We start from the raw sequence: 19,139 nt of genomic DNA, 5'->3' as shown, positions 1-19,139 counted from the left end.
ACCTGGAAGAGGTCCTTTTGTGACACCTGTCCAAAATTAGTTCATGAAATGAAGTGGAAATCTCAGGTATCCATTGATAGAAGACGTCTTGATATACGGATTTATTCACAACAGTTTACTTCCAGCTCAGGCACGATAAGTTTGTCCCGGTCGATATCGAATGATATTGAAATCATTGGGTAATTATATACAAGGAACATACATCAACATGAAATGGCAAAAGGAGGACTTAGACGATGACACAGAACAATCAACCTCAGGATGAGGCGGCAATCCGCAACAAACTAGATGAAGACGGCGATTCTTTGATGGAGAAAAAGAAAATCATGAACGGTGTGGACATTGAGCCACAGGCAGATGATTGGGCAGTCAAGCCGTCACCGGTTGCTTTTAACGAAGGAAACCATACCTCTTCCAAAAAGTAGACTTGATTCTTCCTGCTTCATGATAAGAAGGATTTGCTTGGAACGTTAGATCGCTTTTAACTTATGCAGGGCACAGATTTGTGCAGCCATCTTCAGAGCAGGTGCCGTATGGTATCTGCTTTTTCATCCTTGTATAATGTGTTCTAATACCTATAGAAAGGTTGAGAGGGATGGTAATGGATAACGAAGCAGTACAGATTCGGCGTGCACAGTTGGCTGACTTTCCGGGTATATCCCGGCTGATGGATGATCTTCACCAGATGCATGTACAGGCGAGACCGGACATATATCGGCCTTTACAGCCAAGGCTGGGGGAAAAGGAATATGCCGAGTGGTTTACTACGGACCAGCGTTATGTATATGCAGCGGAGCATGTGGAGACAGGGAAGTTAATCGGATTCAGCAGTGCACAGTTCAGTATCATTCAGGATCATGCTCTTTTTAGTGATCGCAGGATGCTGTATATCCACGAACTGATCGTTGATGCTGCATATCGGGGGCATGGTACGGGCAGGAAGCTGATGCAAGCCATACTGGACCTGGGGAAAGAGCTTCAGGTAGAGCATATGGAGCTAACTGTGTCGGCATTTAACGCGCAAGCGGTGGCTTTCTATGAGCAGATGGGCTTACAGGTGCGCAGCTGCAGAATGGAATACAAGTTTTAATTTAAACGAGACATGAGTTGTAATCGTCAAAACTACATACACCAATCTACATACACAAAACGTTCAATAATATAAGAAAAGAAATCCCTTGAATACCCCATAGGGGTATGTTAATCTGATGAAAGAACGAATGAAAAGGGGTGTTATGATGGATCATCAGAGCCATCCCGAAGAACCGGTTTTAACTGCAGCCGAAGGCTCCGCTGATGTTGTAGGCACAGATATAGTGGGGCAGCAGGCAGATTCATGTCATGGTGTGAACCTAGACAAGAACGGAAGGCCTGTTCGCAAAAGCCACCATTCCGAGGAGATGAAGGGCAATCTGATCTCTCGTTTAAACCGGGTAGAAGGCCAGATACGCGGGATTAAAGGTCTGATTGAGAAGGACACGTACTGCGATGATGTGTTAACCCAGATTGCTGCCGCACAGTCCGCGCTGAATTCGGTAGGCAAGCTTTTGCTGGAAGGACATATGAAGAGCTGTATCGTAGAACGCATTCAGGCTGGTGAACACGAAGTGGTCGATGAATTGCTGGTTACTGTCAGGAAATTAATGAAGTAATTATGGAACGATTCAAGTCACACATACGAACATAACCAAGGAGGAATAGAACATGTCTAATATTACATTGAATGTAAAAGGAATGTCCTGCAATCACTGCGTGAAATCCGTTGAAGAAGCGGTAAAAAGCGCAGGAGCGAGCGGTCAGGTCGATCTGGCAGCCGGAACAGTAGCCGTGGAATATAATGAACAGGCTGTAACAGTAGATCAGATTAAAGCAGCAATTGAAGATCAGGGATACGATGTCGTGTAATGATCCAAGGGATCATTGACGAATGGAATGTATCAGAACAGGCTCGGGACCGTAAAATCATGGAGACAATTCCAATGATTTTTGAACAGACCTGCGTGGTCAATGTGATAACGGTCTCAGCCTGTTTTCCCGCTTCCAATATACCCCTATAGGGTATTATTTTTCTGAAAGGAGACGACATAATGGCGACCACCAACTCTGAGAAAATAGAATCGGCACCTACGCCAGCACCTATGGAAAGCCCTGGTCTGAAGACAACTCTTCACATCACGGGTATGACCTGTGCAGCCTGCTCAACAAGAGTCGAGAAGGGTCTTTCCCGCATGGAAGGGGTGCAGCAAGCCAGCGTAAACCTTGCCATCGAACAGGCATCGATTATGTATGATCCCAAAACAACAAATGTGAACGCCTTACGGGATAAAGTAGCGGCACTTGGTTATGGTACGGTGACTGAATCGGTTGATCTGGATATTACAGGCATGACCTGTGCGGCCTGCTCTGCACGTATTGAGAAAGGATTGTCCCGGCTTCCGGGTGTTGCACAAGCCAACGTTAATCTGGCGCTGGAGACGGGGCATATTGAATATGCTGCAGGTACACTTAAACCTTCGGACATTACAGCCAAGATCAAACAGCTGGGCTATGGTGCCGAATTGCAATTAACACAGGAGGAATCGACTTCTGTTCGGGAACGGGAGCTCGCAGCGCAAGAAGTGGAAGTGGATGATCTCCGCGCTCTTATCCATTCCGCTATTGTGGGCGATGGTGGGCCATTTCTCGTTTACATCGGGGATTTATGTACCGGATCTGTTTTTGAATCCATGGTTCCAGCTGCTCCTCGCGACTCCGGTCCAATTTGTTATTGGATGGCAGTTCTATGTCGGAGCATACAAGGCACTTCGTAATGGCAGTGCCAATATGGACGTACTCGTTGCACTGGGGACCAGCGCAGCCTTTTTCTACAGTCTGTATCTGACGTTAACGAGCGGTTATCTGCCTGGTGCCGGGATGGGTCAGGGAATGGAACACGGGGCGATGGGAACGGATGTGAGCATGGCTGCTGGTGCAGCTGCTGTGCCTATGGTCGAGCTGTATTATGAGACCAGTGCAATCCTGATCACATTGATTCTGCTTGGAAAATGGTTTGAGGCTGTCGCAAAGGGCCGCTCCTCACAGGCAATCAAAAGCCTGATTGAATTGGCTCCCCGAGAGGCACGGGTTATCCGTGACGGGCAGGAGGTTCTAATTCCGGCTTCTTATTTAGCGGTCGGTGATGTCGTTCTGGTGAAGCCCGGGGACAGCATCCCGGTGGATGGGATCGTTGAAGAAGGACAGTCCTCTGTCGATGAATCTATGCTTAGTGGTGAAAGTCTGCCTGTAGACAAAAAGCCGGGTGATCCGGTCACGGGTGCAACGCTGAACAAAAACGGTGTTCTCCGCATTCAGGCGACCCGCGTGGGTTCAGATACAGCCTTATCCCAAATTATCAAAGTCGTTGAGCAGGCGCAGGGGTCGAAAGCGCCTATTCAGCGGATTGCCGATGTGATCTCGGGTATTTTTGTGCCGATTGTTGTGGGTATTGCCGTACTGACCTTTTTGATCTGGTATTTGTTTGCCAGCCCGGGGGACTTCGCCGGATCATTGGAGAAGGCGATTGCTGTACTTGTTATTGCCTGTCCATGTGCACTGGGGCTGGCAACGCCAACCTCCGTCATGGCCGGATCGGGCCGGGCGGCGGAATACGGCATCCTGTTCAAGGGAGGCGAACATCTGGAGACGGCCCAGCAGATTCAAACGGTTGTGCTCGACAAAACAGGAACCGTTACCCAAGGAAAGCCTGTATTAACTGATGTTGTCACCGCACCGGGCTGGACTGAATCCGAGCTGCTTAAACGTGTTGGAGCAGCAGAACAGAATTCGGAGCATCCGTTAGCCGAGGCGATTGTCAGCGGCATTCGGGATAAAGGTCTGGATCTGGAACCGGCAGCAGCGTTTGAGAATATACCCGGATATGGTGTGCGTGCTGAAGTATCTGGTGAGGTGATTTTGGTGGGAACACGCCGTCTGTTGGCAGACGCAAACGTAGATCTGTCGGAGGAAACCATGATGCAGATGAACCAACTGGAGGAACAGGGGCGTACGGCTATGCTGGTTGCTGCTCAAGGTCAGTGGGCAGGCATCATTGCGGTGGCGGATACCATCAAGGATACGTCTCGGGAGGCAATTGGACGTCTCCAAGCGATGGGCATCGATGTCATAATGATTACGGGAGATAATGAACGCACGGCTCTTGCGGTAGCGGAGCAAGCGGGAATTCACAGCGTTTTGGCAGAAGTTCTGCCTGAAGGCAAAGCGGCCGAAGTGAAGAAATTGCAGGAGAGCGGCCGGAAGGTAGCGATGGTTGGAGACGGCATTAACGATGCTCCTGCACTGGCAACAGCCGATATCGGCATGGCGATTGGAACCGGAACGGATGTGGCGATGGAAGCGGCAGATATTACGTTGATGCGCGGTGACTTGAACAGCATTGCAGATGCCATAGAGATGAGCCGCCGCACGATGGGCAATATCAAACAGAACTTGTTCTGGGCGCTTGGCTACAATGTAATCGGGATCCCCATTGCAGCAGCAGGTTTCCTCGCGCCGTGGCTGGCAGGAGCTGCGATGGCATTCAGTTCGGTATCGGTTGTACTGAACGCACTGCGTCTGCAGCGTATGAAGCTGGCTCGAACCAAGTAATACAGCAAAGAGGTTACTTGGGGGAACATAAGGGGAGCCGGGAAAGAAACAGATATTTGAAAAATCAAAGGAATGCGCGGTTAGCTTAGCGGCGGACCGTGTATTTTTTTATGTAAATGTGGTCATATGTAAATTGCCAGAAAAACTTCGTGAAAATAGAAACACTATTTCATGAAAGTTTGCTTTAATTTTCTGAATTTAACGAAAACTTATTGACAATATTGACATATACAATTAAAATTTAAACGATTGTTTGATTCAAACGAATGTTTAAATCAAATTAGAACTATTTTGAAGATGGGGGAACCAAATCATATGCTGCAAGCTTTACGCACTTTATTTAAAAAACCACCAGTAATTATAGGGATCGTTACTGCACTGATGTTCCAGGTTATCTTTAGTGTGATCTGGATGACGGCATATTCCGGAGTGAATGACCGGACTAATGAATTAACTGTAGCCATTGTGAATGAAGATGGGGAGCTGTCCAAAGGCATTGCTGATCAGTTGGCAAAGACACTGCCTTTCCACACGGCAGCCAACTTGAATGCGGCTGAGGCACTGGATCAATTGAAGCATCATCAAGTCCATATGGTGCTGAATATTCCGGCCGGATTTAATGAATCCCTTCAGACGGCAGGTTCCACGGCCGAGATCAAATACACGATTAATGAAGCTAATCCGGTAACGATCAAAAGCATGATGCAGGGTGTGTCGCAGAGCGTGACCAACACCATTAACAAACAAGCTTCCGCACAAGGCGTACAAGCCGTTCTGACCGCTTCAGGTGCTCCTTCAGATCAGGCTGCCCAGGCAGCTGCGAACCTGACCAATCGGGTGGAAGGCAAAACGACATCGATTAATCCGGTGAACGGCATGAATAACCAGATGGTACCGATGATGATGGTGCTCGCGTCTTATGTAGGCGCCATGATTATGGGAATGAATCTCCAGGTTGCGATGGGCATGCTGTCCACTATGTTCTCCCGCCTGACATTGTTCGGTGCCAGGGTTGTTATTAATGTCGGTTCAGCCTTGGTTGTTTCCTTACTTGGGTCTTCCCTGATTGTCGCACTGGGTGGACAGATCGCACAAGGATTTGTGGCATTCTGGTTGTTCCAGGCACTGTTCCTGTGTACATTTATGTTCTTCTCGCAGTTTTTCCTGATCTGCTTTGGACCGGCAGGCAGTTTGTTCAATATCATTTCGCTGTCCCTGCAGCTGGTATCATCCGGTGCAATGGTACCGCGTGAACTGCTGAACAGCTTCTACAGCGGGATTGGTCATTACCTGCCTGCAACTTATGCGGTACAGGGCATTCTAAGCGTGCAGCTTGGTGGGCCAGGCGTGCAGTCTGCTGCCGTTTCCATCGTGGTTGTACTGCTTGCAGCTGTTGTACTGTCTCTTGTTGTGACGCTGCTCAAAAAAGGACGCAAACCGGCCGGTATGCCAAGTCCGGCTCCGGCAAACAGCTAATATACGTACGCAGACGTGAATCAGTCAGCTGTATCGTACGAACCAAGCACCCCGATGATTTTCATCGGGGTGCTTGGTGTAATATAATAGATAGAATGAGTGAGGGCAGCAGTCAGGATAAGGGGCTGCAGCAGCTGACATGAACGGATAAGAGGAGAGAAACAAATGACGGAACCGGAATTGGACATCAAAACGAGGATACTGCTTGCAGCCAAAAAACTTTTTGCTGAGCAGGGGTATGACGGGACAAGTGTTCGTCAAATCTGTGATGAGGCGGGCGCGAATGTGTCGCTGGTATCCTACCATTTTGGCGGAAAAGAAAAGGTGTTTGACGCGTTGTTTGAACATTTTTTTCCCGAGCATATTTTGAGTGCACTGGCTGCAGAATCCTTGTCTCCCGTTGACGGTATACGCCGAATTGTGGGGGAAGTCGTGCGATTTACGATGACGGATCGTGAGATGAGTGACATTGTGCAGCTGGAAATCACCCTTCGCACTCACCGGACTGCGACCGTATTTCAATATTTGGACCCGGTCTGGAACAAAGTGAGAGAATACCTGCAGCAGGGCAAAGATGAGGGCTTGTTTAAGATTGAGTCCGCATCGTACGCCATGCTTCAGGTTATGGGAGCCGCACTTGCACACAAGCGGGCGAAGCACTCGCGTTTTGGATTTGACTATCAGGATATGAACACAGAGGAACTTGCCGAACAGACGGTGGAGTTCGTACTTCGAGGATTAGGAGTGAACAGCCATGAACGAAACGATTGAACTGATAATGAGGCACCGCTCCGTGCGCAAATTCAAGCCGGACCCGGTCAGTGAGGAACAGCTCGAAGCCATCGCAGCTGCAGGGCAGATGGCATCCTCTTCAAGCAACGTACAGGCATATTCCATTATCGCTGTAACCGATCAGGAGCAGAAGGCCAAGCTGGCTGAACTGGCAGGGAATCAGGCATATATCAATGAATGCCCGGTCTTTCTCGTATGGTGTGCTGACCTGTACCGATTGCAGGATGCCGCAAAACGCCATCTTCCGGAGAAGGAGTCCTATGCGGACTCAACTGAAAACTTTATGGTGGCTACAATTGATGCTGCGCTCGCTTCACAGAATGCCGCACTGGCAGCCGAGTCCCTTGGTTTCGGCATTGTGTATATCGGCGGACTCCGTAACCGTATTGAAGAAGTGGCGGAACTGCTCGAACTGCCGGATGGGGTCTATCCGGTATACGGCATGTGCATTGGAGTTGCCGATCAAGAAACAGGTATTCGTCCGCGACTGCCGCTGAAGGCTGTACTGCATCATAACCGGTATCAACCGGAGCAGAGCCTGAAGGGTGTGCAGGAGTATGATGAGATCACGGCAGAATACTTGAAAAAGCGGACAAACGGGGAACGTACAACCCCTTGGTCTGAACAAATGGCGATTCGTCTAACCGAGCCTGCACGTCTGCAGGTAAGAGCATTCCTGGAACGCAAAGGTTTCCTGAAGCGATAATAGGGGTAAACCATAGGACAGTAAGAACTTTGCAATCGGAAGCACCAACAACAGCATGAATAAAATATAGATGAAAAGCCAGTCGAACATGACTGGACGGTACCTCCGAGTCAAGTATGACTAGCGGAGTGCCGTTCAGCATGAAGCAGACTGGCTCTTTGCATTGCTGGTGCGGGCTTCTTTTCATGATGTGTTTACTCCGGCAGACGGTAGAAACGTTTTGTGTTTCGGTAAAACAAGCGTGTCGCGCGCTCGGTTCCCATACCCGTAATCTCACTCCAGGCCTGGATCACCTGACGAGTCATTGCCGGGTGTGTCATACGTCCCTGGAAGGGTCCTTCGAAGGGCCAAGGCCCGTCTGTCTCGGCCATGACCTGCTCTGCCGGATACTGCCGGGCAAGCTCACGAATCTCTGTCTCGTACTGAATATCCGGTGTGAAGGAGATGAAATAACCGTTGTTGGCCATACGCCGTATCGTCTGTTTTGAGCCTTTGAACCAGTGAAAGTGAGCACGCGTGTACTGATGTTTCTCCAGCAGATCACAGGCGATACCCGCATCTTCGTACACCGCATGCAGAATAACGGGTTTGTTGTGCTTTTTGGCGAGCATAATGAACTGTTCGAGCAGATCAATATATCCCCTCTGATCAAATTCCAGACCTGACCGCCGTGCTTCTTCGCGGCTGTAATAGGGTAAGCCGACTTCACCAATGGCTATGGCATGTCCAATGTGTTCTTCGATCCATTGAAAGAACTGCTCCTGTTCGGTAAGAGATGGCATCGGCTGTTCGGGATGGTAACCAAACGCAGGGTACACGTAACGTGGATGCTGTTTGGCGAGCTTCAGATTGGCATGAGCGGAATCCAGGTTCATAGAGACGGCAATGACAGCCTCGACCTGCTGCGATGAGAAGCTGAGCAGCATCTCCTCCTGTTCTTCCGGTTTGTATTTATCCAAATGAAGATGGGCGTCGATCAGCGGTGCAAACGTTTGGGAATGCATGAAGGAGTTCCTCCTTGTATCATGGGTATTCATATATATAACGCCAAATGGAGCGAGTTGGATCACCAAATTAGGAAAAAAATAACTTAAAAGCCCGCGCTATCATAATAGGCGGGCTTTCTGCTGTTCTTCTTTCATCCACTGCGCAATCTGTCGTTTGCGTTCGAGAAAAGCGGGTTCTTCCGTAATAGTTTCTTGTCTCGGCCGGTCAAAAGGAACCTGAACCTCATGCAGCACAGCCGCAGGCCGGTTCGATAACACATAGACCCGATCTGCCAGCAGCAGCGCTTCCTCGATATTGTGGGTGATGAACAGCACTGAGCGGCGGTTCTGTTCCCAGATATCCAGAAGCCAGCGCTGCATGTCGCTTCGGGTCAGGGCGTCGAGCGCGCTGAACGGCTCATCGAGCAGCATCAGCTCCTGCGGGCTGAGCAGCGCCCGCAGGAAAGCGGCACGCTGCTGCATGCCGCCTGACAGCTGATGAGGGTATGCCCGCTCGAATCCGGCAAGGCCAACACTGCCCAGCCACTGCCGTGCCGCTGCAAGTGCTTCGGCACGCGCAGCGGGCTGAGCACCTGGGGCAGCGAAAGCTGCGGAAGATGCGACCTCGCCAGCCAGCAGCACATTATCTTCAATCGTCCGCCATGGAAAAAGAGCGGGCTGCTGCGGCATGTAGCTGATATGCCCGCGCTCTCCGGTAACCTGCTTGCCGTTCATGAACACATCGCCGTTCTGCGGTGTCAGCAGGCCGCCGATGATGTGGAACAGGGTGCTTTTACCGCAGCCGGAAGGGCCAACGATAGCGACGAATTCCCCTTTTTTCACTGTCAGAGACAGGCCGTTCAGCACAGGCAGTTTACGCCGCCGTTCTTTGAAGGACACGTGAACATCGGCGATGTCCAGCGCAGGTGGGAGCGGAGCTGAAGCATCATGTTCGGCATGTTGGTCCTGTTGCTGTTTCATATGAGGATCACATCCTAATGTACAAAATACGATAACTTTCTAAGCTGTTAACAATCCCAAGCATTGTTTCCAGCAGTGAATTCAATCTAGCGTTTCTGTGGACGCCAGCGGACAAGCAGTTTCTCCAGCAGTGCGATCAGCAGGAAGAGCAGCAGGCTGAGCGCTACGATAATCATAATGGCGACAAAAAGACGATCTGTCCGATACGCTGACTTCTGCAGCATCATATAATAGCCGATGCCCTTGTCAGCACCGATCCACTCGGCGATGATGGCGCCCATCACGCTGTATGTCGCAGCGATTTTGATGCCCGAGAATATGGACGGCAGAGCGTGGGGAAGCTCCAGCTTCCAGAAGATATGACGGCGCTTCGCACCCGCCATACGCATATAGTTCATCATGGCAGCATCGGTGCGTGTCAGCCCATCCATGGCCGCAACGGCCACTGGAAAGAAGCAGACCAGAATGATCGTAATCAGCTTGGGCAGCAGGCCGAAGCCGAACCAGATCAGCAGAAGCGGTGCGAGCGCGATGGTCGGAATATTTTGACTAAGAATAAGCAGTGGATACAAGGCCGATTTGAGAAAAGGGATCAGATGCAGCACCATTGCAATCAGCAGACCAACGGCCGTACCTGCCGCAAAACCGATGAGTGTTAACTGAATTGTTGCAGAAGCGTGCATGCCAAGTCGATCGGCTTGAGAAGCTGCTTCATGGGCAATGTCAGAGGGTGCAGGCAGCATCCATTTCTCAATATGGAACAGGGAGACCGCCCCCTGCCATATCGCAATAAAGAGAATAACCGCCACAAAGGGCGGCCATACACTTTTGAAATAGGAAGACATTAGCGGTATTTCTCCGTCAGCGTATCCATGCTGAATCCGTCTGGACTATGTGCAATTTTGATCTGTGAGATAATGCTTGGGCTGCCAGCTTCCACGAGTACTTCGTGCATTTTACGGACAACCTCCAGCAGCTCCTCCAGTTCGCCTTCCATGGTAGTGTCGAGTGCATTGACCTGATATTTCAGGCCGGATTGCTGAATCACTTCGATGGCACGGTCTACGTATGGATAGGAGTTCTCGCCGTTCGGCGTTTTGGGAATAACTTGAATGCTGAGTAATGTACTTGCCATGAGAGATCAAAACTCCTTTTCGGGTGTATTTAAAATAAGAAGTTGATGTAGAAGGGGGAACTCGGCGAACCTTATAGACGATCGCTTTGCTTTTTTAAGTTCTTTCCTCTTCGTTCAAACGTGTAAATATCATATTTCAGTGTTACATTTAGATTCATTTTATTGTGGTAAAAACTCGTTCGTATAGGCTTTCGTTACATCAATCTTTTTATCCAGCAGTTTCTTGCTGAACATCCAGTCGGTGTAGTTTTTCCATACGTCTTCCTTTTGTTCACCCCAGCGCGGTGCATCATCCTTATATTTCGGGCTGAGCCATTTCTGGCTTGCCACTACTAATTCCTTGTCCAGATCGGGTACAGCTTTAATCAAAATATTCGCTGCTTCTTCAGGGTGATCAATCGCATATTGGTATCCTTCAGAAGTGGCCTTCAGGAAAGCTTTCACCAGTTCAGGGTCCTTCTGAATCGTTTGCTCGTTGGTTACAAGCACAGGGGTGTAATAGTCCAGCGCTTTGGCATAATCCTTCACATATAACATGTCAATCGGCTCCCCGCGCAGTTCAGCCTCAATTCCTGTCCAAGCGTAGAAGATCCAGGCAAAATCAATGTCCCGTTTCACGGCTGTGAAGAAATCGGCATCGCCCATGTTAATGTTTTTAACTTTGGATACATCAGCACCTTCGCCCTCCATAATGGACTGCATCACGGCTTCTTCTACCGGAGAACCCCAGCCGCCGTAAGTTTTACCTTCAAAGTCTTTGGGGGATTTGATCTTGCGATCTACCGGAGCGGCAAAACCGGATGTATTATGCTGAATAACTGCTGCAATGGACACCAGTGGAACATCCTGCGTGCGGGCCTGAGTTACACTCTCCTGGTAGCTGACGCCAAACGGCACTTCACCCGAGGCAACCATCGTATCTGCACCGCCGGCACCTGGTTGTACAATCTCTACATTCAAGCCAGCAGCTTTATAAAAACCCTGATCCACTGCTGCGTACAGACCGGTATGATTCGTATTAGGCGTCCAGTCGAGCACGACCTTCACATCTTTCAGTGCAGCGCCACTGTCATCGTTCGTTTTCCCTGAACTGGCCGCACCTTTCTGCTCAACTGGAGCCGTTTCTTTGCCACCACATGCAGCTGCGGTTATCAGCAGTACACACATGAGTAACAATCCCATTGTTTTACGCCATTTCATCGTGTTTCTCTCCTTCGGTATGTCCGGCCTATGGCACGGGGTACTCCTTGGCTTCATATCCAATCCCTTTGCATAAATCGACGAATTTATACTTGCAGGTTGTCCGAATAACGTCATTTTTCTGTTTCTGTTTGTCCATAGAAAACAAAAAAAGCGCCCCGTAATCCGGGACGCGTGCAGGCGTGAGAGAATGGCTTTCAGCTTATGGCTGTGCCGTTGCAATATACTCCGATTCCTACGCTGGCATGATCCAGATCAGGTCTAAGGGTTAGTATCTTGATGGGATACACTCTCAGCCGGCCAATTCCGACTCCCCTGGGAAACTATGAAGTTACGGGCATTACTAGGTGTAATTATAGGCGAGTAAAGGGAGTGTGTCTAGGGTGTGTCTTGAAAACTACTGAAGTGCATCTTTTACCGCCTTTTCGCCCCCTGCTTCGTCACTTTCCCTTGACGTGCCCCGGCACGCCTGCGGAAAACTTCCTAGCTTGGAACGAAAATTTAGCAAAATTGGCTTCCTTCAGCGTTTTCAGACACACCCTAGTCAACAAATCGTTCACATAATGTTCACTTATGTAAGGGTGGTCACAATCTCTATAATGATCCCAGTACAGAAAGGATGAGTATATTGCCAGGAAGCAAGAAAGAACAAGTTATTTTTGGACTTATGATGTGTACGGGAATGGTCGTCGTCATGATGACCTTCAATCTATGGCACACGGGAATGTTAAGCGAGATGTCTGCGATGCAGATGCTGCTGCAATTCGTAATCTGTTTTGTCATCGCTTTTGTGGTGGAGTCGTTCATCGTTGGACCTGCAGCGAGAAAAATGGCCTTTTCCATCCCTTTTGCGAGATCCAGTAGAATCAAAGGGATCGTTACCATGTCCTTTTTTATGGTTGTCGGGATGGTTTTGATCATGTCTCTATATGGGATTATGACAGCCTATGCAGCTGATCAGTTAGACGGAGCATCTGTGTTCGGCGCATATTTTCATACGATTGCTCGTAACATTAGTCTGGCTTTACCGTATCAGTTGATCGTATTGGGGCCGCTAGTACGGTATGTATTTGGCAAGTTGTTCAAAGGACAAGCAGCCGTTGTATCCGTTTAATTCATTTTAATAGTCACGAAGGAGTATTTCCTGGGCAATGGCTAATTGCGTTCCCTTAAGAAGTTCTAGCGTAAGCCACCCAATATAAAATACCAATTATAACAGCGGCTATAATAATCGTGGTGATAATCCCGCTCATCCAAGTACCTCGCTGAGCTTGGTGGGCAAGTTCGTCTGCTCTTCGTTTGGCAGCTTCGGCCTCTTGTGAGTTCAAAGGGTTAGGACTCATATTCATAAAGCAACAACTCCTCATCTGTAGTCTGATCAAACCATAGTGCAGTTTGTTTACAGGAAAACCATCCAACTTGAGATCGATTACTCGAATAATTGCTTAATCGAAGCTAAAGACATAACGATGCTAATTGCAAGAAGGAAAATACCTCGGAATTTGATACGGATGATGTCGGATTGCATTAACTCGTCTTTATTACGGTTGAATGGCCATGAATCCGGTATGATCAGGGCTCTGGTTCCAAAGACGAATCCGATTAAACTAATCAACAGAAAGACGATGAAGTAAAACATAAGCTCACCCCTTGAGGTTTTAGAAGTTATTTCAATTTTACTTGATCCAGCTTTGTAAAGATACGTAAGTGGGCATTGTAATGATTCAGGATTTGGACAAACGGATGAAGAAAGCTCCATCATTTATTGAAATGGGATATCTATCAGTTGCATTTATATTCTGTCTTCGTATATACTGAGTAACACAATTGCAGATCGGATCATGCCGTTGAAGAGAATCCAACTCGGAGGCGTTTTCGCCAGGGAGCGAATTGAAACTTTCCCAAGTTAACCGGAACCGCCCGTTATCGCGGACCAAGAGGCTGAATCAGGGATATTTATACGGATTCGGCAAGTTGGGTGGCACCGCGAGCAGAGCGCTCCTCGTCCCAAGGGATGAGGGCGCTCTTTGTATTTTTTTAGCCAAAGGAGACGGTGACCATGTTAGATATGAAGTGGGTTCGGGCACATGCAGAAGAGGTTCAGGCCGCAGCAGACGGGAAAAAGATCAAGATTGATATTGCCGCGTTGATACAGCGGGATGACGAGCGCAAAGTGCTTCTGCAGCATACAGAAGAAGGACGCCGCCTGCGCAATACACTGTCGGCAGATATCGGGAAACTTATGCAGACAGGTGAGCGTGAGCAGGCGGAGAACATGAGGGCGAAGGTAAAACAGCTTAATAAACAGCTTGAGCAGGAGGAAGCGAAACTTGCGCAGATTCAGGAAGAAGTGACCCGATTGCAGTGGCTGGTTCCAAATGTCGTGTCGCCAGATACTCCTGTGGGCAGATCGGATGAAGATAATGTAGAGCTGCGCCGAGTGGGGGATCTTCCAGTGTTTGAATACGCCGCAAGAGACCATGTGGAACTTGGAGAAATGCATGAACTCATTGATATTCCGCGCGGCGTGAAGATCGGCGGCACTCGAAGTTATGTATTAAAGGGTGCTGGCCTGATGCTGCACCGGGCTGTACAGCAGCTTGCGCTGGATCTGCTGCTGAAGCAGGGTTTCACACCTATGGAGGTTCCGCTCATGGTCAGAGAGGACGCTTTGGTGAACACTGGATTCTTCCCGACAGGCCGAGATCAGGTGTATGAGCTGCAGGGTGAGGACAAATGGCTTGTCGGTACATCGGAGGTACCGCTGGTTTCGTATTATGCGGATGAGGTCATTGATGTGAAGCAGCCGGTGAAGCTGGCAGCCGTATCGACGTGTTTTCGCAGTGAAGTAGGGTCGGGTGGACGTGATGTGCGGGGATTGTACCGTGTGCATCAGTTTGCCAAGGTGGAGCAGGTCATCCTGTGCGCGCCGGATGCGGTGGAATCGGAACGTATGCTGCAGGAGATTACGGAACATGCGGAGGAACTGCTGCAGCTGCTTGAACTGCCATATCGTGTGGTGGCAGTATGTACGGGTGATATGTCCCAGAAGACATACAAACAGTATGACATCGAAACCTGGATGCCAAGCCGCGGGGCATATGGTGAGACGCATTCGTCGTCGAATCTGCATGATTTTCAGGCTCGCCGTTCGAACATTCGCTGTCTTGATGAGGATGGCAGGCTGGTGTACTGCCATACACTCAACAATACAGCCGTGGCTTCGCCGCGTATTCTAATCCCGCTGCTGGAGAATCACCAGCTGGCTGACGGGAGCATTCATATTCCGGCAGCCCTGCGGCCGTATATGGGCGGAGCCGAACGTTTGATTTTGCCAGTACGTGAGCAGGATAACGAATTGTAGAGGTGAGATTAAACCAGGGCGTGTCTTGAAACCCGCTGAAGTGCACTACCCCCTAGGAATGATTATGAAACTACGAATGAAAAACAAATAACAAAGGGACCCTTGCCTGGTCCCTTTATTCAAACATATGATCAATGACCCATTGGTACTCTTGTTCCAGGCGGGCTGCTAATTTATATTCTTTGCTGATGCTGCCTTCACGAATGAAACCTAGTCTATCAAATAAAGCTCATGCCAGATCATCTCTAATCATTACCAGATCCATATCAGCAGTCTTACAGCTTCCAGAAGTATATATTCTTAACGCAGCTTCCATTCACGCTCGTTAATACTTTCGATCTGTCCGGATTCTATTGCTTTTCTGAAACGGTTGCGGGCAGTCTCCATCAGTAAGATCATTTCATCTTCTGTGCGAACCTTTGTGGATGTTGAAGGAGTGATAGCTTTTATACGTTTACGGTTATTGGCAGCAGCAGCTATATCCAGCAGGTTCTTTCAATCGTCCCTGATCTATTCCGGCTTGTCATTTAACTTTAACCACCGACTGTCCGATATAAGGTATAGTAGAAGTAAAATATTGGTTGATAAGATGGAAAATATCGGATGATGGGAGAAGGAAACTGGAAATGAATAGAATGAAATGGGTGCTTCGAGGCTTGCTTGCTCTGGTTATAACACTCACCGCTGTGATACCTGCGTCTGCTTGGGCTGCAGCTGGTGATATAACTTCAATTGAAATTACAGGCGGCAGCTCCAAGATGATGAGTGTAGGTGAAACAGCGTCCTATCAGGTGATGGCGGCGGTTGAAGGTTTTGATAACAAACAGGATGTTACCGGCGGAGTGACTTGGTCCACCAGCAATTCCGCTGTCGTTACGATTACCAAGGGCAAAGTGAAGGCGATTGCTGCAGGCGAAGCAGTCATTATTGCACAAGTGGACGGAGTCAAAGCTCAAGTGGCTGTTCAGGTTCAGGACAAAATTAAAAGTATCAAGGCTTCACCTAAGTCGTACAGCTTTGTCAAAGGAAACGAAGGTGCACTGCCAAAGGTAAGTATTACACGGGCAAATGGAAAAGAAGAGGATGTCACATCCGATATCGTATGGACTGTATCCAATAACTTGGCTGTGCTCGAAAATGGAAAGATCAAAGGGGTCACTCCTGGCCGGGTGCTGCTGCAGGGGAAATATGGGTCAACCACGGTTAAGGTGCCTGTAGTGGTGACGGACATTATAACCAAGGTGGAAATCACACCTACAGCAGTACAGCTCAATCTCAAGAAGTCCAAGGCACTTAAAGTTACGGGAACCTATTCTAATGGGAAAAAGGTGAATTTATCCAAATCCATTGTCTGGACCTCATCCAATCCCGGTGTGGCTGCGGTGAAAAATGGTTCGGTCAAAGCGTTGACGGAAGGACAAGCAACCTTGACAGGTACGTATCAAAACCAGACTGTGACTGTAACCGTCACTGTGGTGCCAACGCTCCAGAAGCTGATTATGGGTCAGAAGAGCCTGGTCTTGTCTCCACAATCCAGCATTACGCTGGGTGTGATGGCTAAATATGATACAGGGAAAACAACGATGGTTACAAGCAGTGCCGTGTGGAGCAGTTCCAAGCCGGGCGTTGCTTCAGTGACCAATGGCAAGATTGTTGCTGTGTCCAAGGGAAAGACGATTGTGTCTGCCAAATGGGGAAATAAAAAAGTGACGATACCCGTAACAGTAAAATAAATAAAACTTCTTGCCCTGTAAGGGCCTGAAGCAGGTTGATTTCCACTGAAGGCTTGATATGCGTCAACCTCTGGTTGGATCAATGTTATATACTATGAAGGAGGCGTGCCTAGCGCCTCCTTTTTTGAATTTAGATTAATCTGGATTAAGAGGTGATCTTGGAAATGACGGAACATCTGAAACCGGAGAATTGGCCTGCGTGGGCCACCGAACCAGTAGAGGTTGTAGAAGCTAACGCTTCCTGGAGAGTACAGGCTCAAGAAGAAATGAAGCAGTTAAGAGATCTTTTACAACACCTAGACATACATACATTCGAACATATTGGGAGCACGTCCGTGCCGGGTCTGCCTGCCAAACCGATCATTGATTTAATGGGGGCCGTGCAGTCTTGGGATGATATCTCTCTTATTACCAAGCGGCTTCATCCTGCCGGCTGGAATTATGTTCCGCCTGAACTGGATGGCCGGGAGTATAGGCGTTTCTGGGTCAGAGTCAAGGATGAAAAGAGGGCAGTGCACCTTCATCTCATGCGTTCAGGTGAGGAACGCTGGGAGCGTCAGATTCGATTTCGGGATGTGCTCAGAGAGCGGCCGGAATTGGTCAAGGCATACGCAGCACTAAAGTTGAGGCTTGCTGATGAGAATAAAGATGACAGAGAAGCATATACCAAGGCTAAAACCGAATTTATTACACAGGTTCTGGATGGGCGATTGTAGTGGAAGAAACAGAATGCTCATGAAAAATAGATTGGTATACGTAACTGCCTTGATCATAACGATGGCAGCAGGACTGGCCTCTAGAAAATATGGAGAATTCTTGCCGCAATGGATATACGATCATTTTGGAGACGCACTCTGGGCAGGCATGATCTATTTCGGTGTGCGTGCAGTCTGTATCCATTGGGGCCGTGCAGGTGCAGTACTGGCAAGTGTCACGTTCAGCTTCTTTATTGAATTCTCGCAGATGATTCACGTACCTTGGCTGAATCATCTGCGTTCTACGGTATGGGGAGCACTGATTCTGGGCCAGGGATTTCTTGTCATAGATTTGATTAGATACCTGATCGGGATTTTGTGTGTTTATATCGTAGACCGATTTTTGCTGAGTCAAGTGATGAAGTCCTGAAACCAATATAATTCATAAGGAGGTACCTCAATGAATGTAGACAAACTTTTTGCGGCATCACCGGAATTTGAAACGGAGCGGCTGTACCTCAGACGGCTTACGATGGATGATCTGGATCCATATTTTGCGTTCGCATCTGATCCGAAAGTAAGTGAGCAGAGCTTGTGGCAGTGCCATCAGACGAAGGAAGATTCCATCGGTTATTTGGAACGGGTGCTGCGAAACTATGAGCAAAAAACGGTCTATCTCTGGGCCTTTGTGCTAAAAGAGACAGGACAGCTGATCGGTAGAGGCGGAATTTTTAATCTGGATGAATCCATGCAGCGCGCTGAAATGGGGTATGCTATCGCCAGCTCGTATTGGGGCAGGGGACTGGCTGTAGAAGCGATGCAGCCTGTCGTGGATTATTGCTTTGAGGAGCTGGACTGCAATCGGCTGGAAGGAAGATGCAACGCGGGTAATATTGGCTCTGCACGTGTAATGGAAAAGCTGGGCATGGTGCAGGAAGGATTGCTGCGCAAGCAGTTGAAAATAAAAGGTGTGTTTACCGACCAGAAATTGTACGCCCGCATTCGGGATGATCTATAATATTTGATTAATAATGGCTGCATCACAGCATCGAAGGAGGAAAAGCCCAATGATCTACAGTATTATTTCCCGTTCGTTATGGGACGAAGTTTCCAAAGGAGATACGTACGCACCGGAAAGTCTCCAGACCGACGGCTTTATTCATTGTTCCACAGCAGCTCAGATTCCATGGGTAGCCGGGCAGTATTATGCGGGCCGTACCGACCTCCTGCTGCTTGGGATTGAAGAGAGAGCTTTGAAGGCGGAACTGATTTATGAAGATCTATATGAGTTAAACGAGCTTTTTCCACACATCTATGGAGAGTTAAACCTGGATGCTGTAAGTAGAGTCATCAATTTTGAACCGAATGCAGATGGCACGTTTTCTTTTCCGGCATAATATCAGTCAGCGCTTTATGTACATTTGGAG

The 19,139-nt window shown here is 48.7% G+C and carries 20 protein-coding genes, 1 pseudogene and 1 riboswitch; of the genes and pseudogenes, 15 read left to right on the top strand and 6 right to left on the bottom strand.

Translation table 11 applies throughout. The features are described 5' to 3' along the window. The first annotated feature begins 236 nt into the window (after positions 1-236). The 8 genes and pseudogenes from ABXS70_RS23805 (at position 237) to nfsA (ending at position 7,618) form a co-directional block, all read left to right on the top strand. Entirely contained in the window at positions 237-425 is a 189-nt protein-coding gene (locus tag ABXS70_RS23805) for a hypothetical protein (protein ID WP_366291326.1), read from the top strand. A 176-nt stretch (positions 426-601) separates the two neighbouring features. Further along, positions 602-1,090, top strand: a complete 489-nt coding sequence (locus tag ABXS70_RS23800; RefSeq protein ID WP_342553937.1) for a GNAT family N-acetyltransferase — start codon at positions 602-604, stop codon at positions 1,088-1,090. 256 nt (positions 1,091-1,346) lie between these two features. Beyond that, positions 1,347-1,652 carry a metal-sensitive transcriptional regulator gene (locus ABXS70_RS23795; protein ID WP_366296754.1) on the top strand — a complete coding sequence of 102 codons (306 nt, stop codon included), beginning with the start codon at positions 1,347-1,349 and terminating at the stop codon, positions 1,650-1,652. A gap of 52 nt (positions 1,653-1,704) precedes the next feature. Further along, positions 1,705-1,905 carry a copper ion binding protein gene (locus tag ABXS70_RS23790; RefSeq protein ID WP_342553938.1) on the top strand — a complete coding sequence of 67 codons (201 nt, stop codon included), beginning with the start codon at positions 1,705-1,707 and terminating at the stop codon, positions 1,903-1,905. Positions 1,906-2,138: 233 nt separating this feature from the next. After that, positions 2,139-4,644, top strand: a pseudogene (locus ABXS70_RS23785) (heavy metal translocating P-type ATPase). Positions 4,645-4,959: 315 nt separating this feature from the next. Beyond that, entirely contained in the window at positions 4,960-6,120 is a 1,161-nt protein-coding gene (locus tag ABXS70_RS23780; protein ID WP_342553939.1) for an ABC transporter permease, read from the top strand. 165 nt (positions 6,121-6,285) lie between these two features. Continuing rightward, positions 6,286-6,891: a TetR family transcriptional regulator gene (locus ABXS70_RS23775; protein WP_342553940.1), complete on the top strand. Its 606-nt coding sequence runs from the start codon at positions 6,286-6,288 to the stop codon at positions 6,889-6,891. Beyond that, a complete protein-coding gene (nfsA, locus tag ABXS70_RS23770; RefSeq protein WP_342553941.1) occupies positions 6,875-7,618 on the top strand; it encodes an oxygen-insensitive NADPH nitroreductase in 744 nt (247 codons plus the stop codon). Before ABXS70_RS23775 ends, nfsA begins: the two co-directional genes overlap by 17 nt. A gap of 194 nt (positions 7,619-7,812) precedes the next feature. Here nfsA and ABXS70_RS23765 read toward each other — a convergent pair whose 3' ends face one another. The 5 genes from ABXS70_RS23765 to ABXS70_RS23745 form a co-directional block, all read right to left on the bottom strand. Further along, on the bottom strand, positions 7,813-8,622 hold the full coding sequence (locus ABXS70_RS23765) for a TatD family hydrolase (RefSeq protein ID WP_342553942.1): 810 nt from the start codon (positions 8,620-8,622) through the stop codon (positions 7,813-7,815). A 102-nt stretch (positions 8,623-8,724) separates the two neighbouring features. After that, a complete protein-coding gene (locus ABXS70_RS23760; RefSeq protein WP_342553943.1) occupies positions 8,725-9,585 on the bottom strand; it encodes an ABC transporter ATP-binding protein in 861 nt (286 codons plus the stop codon). An 86-nt stretch (positions 9,586-9,671) separates the two neighbouring features. Next, positions 9,672-10,430: an ABC transporter permease gene (locus ABXS70_RS23755; protein ID WP_366291319.1), complete on the bottom strand. Its 759-nt coding sequence runs from the start codon at positions 10,428-10,430 to the stop codon at positions 9,672-9,674. After that, positions 10,430-10,720, bottom strand: coding sequence for an MTH1187 family thiamine-binding protein (locus ABXS70_RS23750; protein ID WP_216518400.1), 291 nt, complete (start codon positions 10,718-10,720; stop codon positions 10,430-10,432). The genes ABXS70_RS23755 and ABXS70_RS23750 overlap by 1 nt, the downstream gene beginning before the upstream one ends. 159 nt (positions 10,721-10,879) lie before the next feature. Next, positions 10,880-11,920 carry an ABC transporter substrate-binding protein gene (locus ABXS70_RS23745; RefSeq protein WP_366291315.1) on the bottom strand — a complete coding sequence of 347 codons (1,041 nt, stop codon included), beginning with the start codon at positions 11,918-11,920 and terminating at the stop codon, positions 10,880-10,882. Between the two features lie 214 nt (positions 11,921-12,134). Then, positions 12,135-12,247: riboswitch (TPP riboswitch) on the bottom strand. 292 nt (positions 12,248-12,539) lie between these two features. Here ABXS70_RS23745 and ABXS70_RS23740 point away from each other — a divergent pair. Then, positions 12,540-13,034 carry a hypothetical protein gene (locus ABXS70_RS23740; RefSeq protein ID WP_342553947.1) on the top strand — a complete coding sequence of 165 codons (495 nt, stop codon included), beginning with the start codon at positions 12,540-12,542 and terminating at the stop codon, positions 13,032-13,034. A 55-nt stretch (positions 13,035-13,089) separates the two neighbouring features. Here the strand turns inward: ABXS70_RS23740 and ABXS70_RS23735 are convergent, their stop codons facing one another. Further along, positions 13,090-13,248, bottom strand: a complete 159-nt coding sequence (locus ABXS70_RS23735; RefSeq protein WP_366291311.1) for a hypothetical protein — start codon at positions 13,246-13,248, stop codon at positions 13,090-13,092. Positions 13,249-13,979: 731 nt separating this feature from the next. Between ABXS70_RS23735 and serS the strand changes: the two genes are divergently transcribed. The 6 genes from serS (at position 13,980) to ABXS70_RS23705 (ending at position 19,109) form a co-directional block, all read left to right on the top strand. After that, positions 13,980-15,284 (top strand): serine--tRNA ligase, encoded by a 1,305-nt coding sequence (gene serS, locus ABXS70_RS23730; RefSeq protein WP_366291308.1) that lies wholly within the window; start codon positions 13,980-13,982, stop codon positions 15,282-15,284. A 626-nt stretch (positions 15,285-15,910) separates the two neighbouring features. After that, positions 15,911-17,017 carry an Ig-like domain-containing protein gene (locus tag ABXS70_RS23725; protein WP_366291305.1) on the top strand — a complete coding sequence of 369 codons (1,107 nt, stop codon included), beginning with the start codon at positions 15,911-15,913 and terminating at the stop codon, positions 17,015-17,017. Positions 17,018-17,181: 164 nt separating this feature from the next. Then, complete coding sequence (locus ABXS70_RS23720; RefSeq protein WP_342553952.1) at positions 17,182-17,733, top strand: GrpB family protein; 552 nt, start codon at positions 17,182-17,184, stop codon at positions 17,731-17,733. 19 nt (positions 17,734-17,752) lie between these two features. Further along, the gene (locus ABXS70_RS23715; RefSeq protein WP_366291302.1) at positions 17,753-18,142 is read left to right on the top strand and encodes a DUF2809 domain-containing protein; all 390 of its coding nucleotides are present in this window, start codon (positions 17,753-17,755) and stop codon (positions 18,140-18,142) included. A gap of 30 nt (positions 18,143-18,172) precedes the next feature. Further along, positions 18,173-18,730, top strand: coding sequence for a GNAT family N-acetyltransferase (locus ABXS70_RS23710; protein ID WP_342553954.1), 558 nt, complete (start codon positions 18,173-18,175; stop codon positions 18,728-18,730). Positions 18,731-18,779: 49 nt separating this feature from the next. Next, on the top strand, positions 18,780-19,109 hold the full coding sequence (locus ABXS70_RS23705; RefSeq protein WP_342553955.1) for a DUF952 domain-containing protein: 330 nt from the start codon (positions 18,780-18,782) through the stop codon (positions 19,107-19,109). The last annotated feature ends 30 nt before the right edge of the window (positions 19,110-19,139 follow it).

It is taken from the genome of Paenibacillus sp. AN1007, assembly GCF_040702995.1.
Taxonomy (GTDB): Bacteria; Bacillota; Bacilli; order Paenibacillales; family Paenibacillaceae; genus Paenibacillus.
Note: the sequence above shows the minus strand (reverse complement) of the source record. Positions and strands in the feature narration are given on the sequence as shown.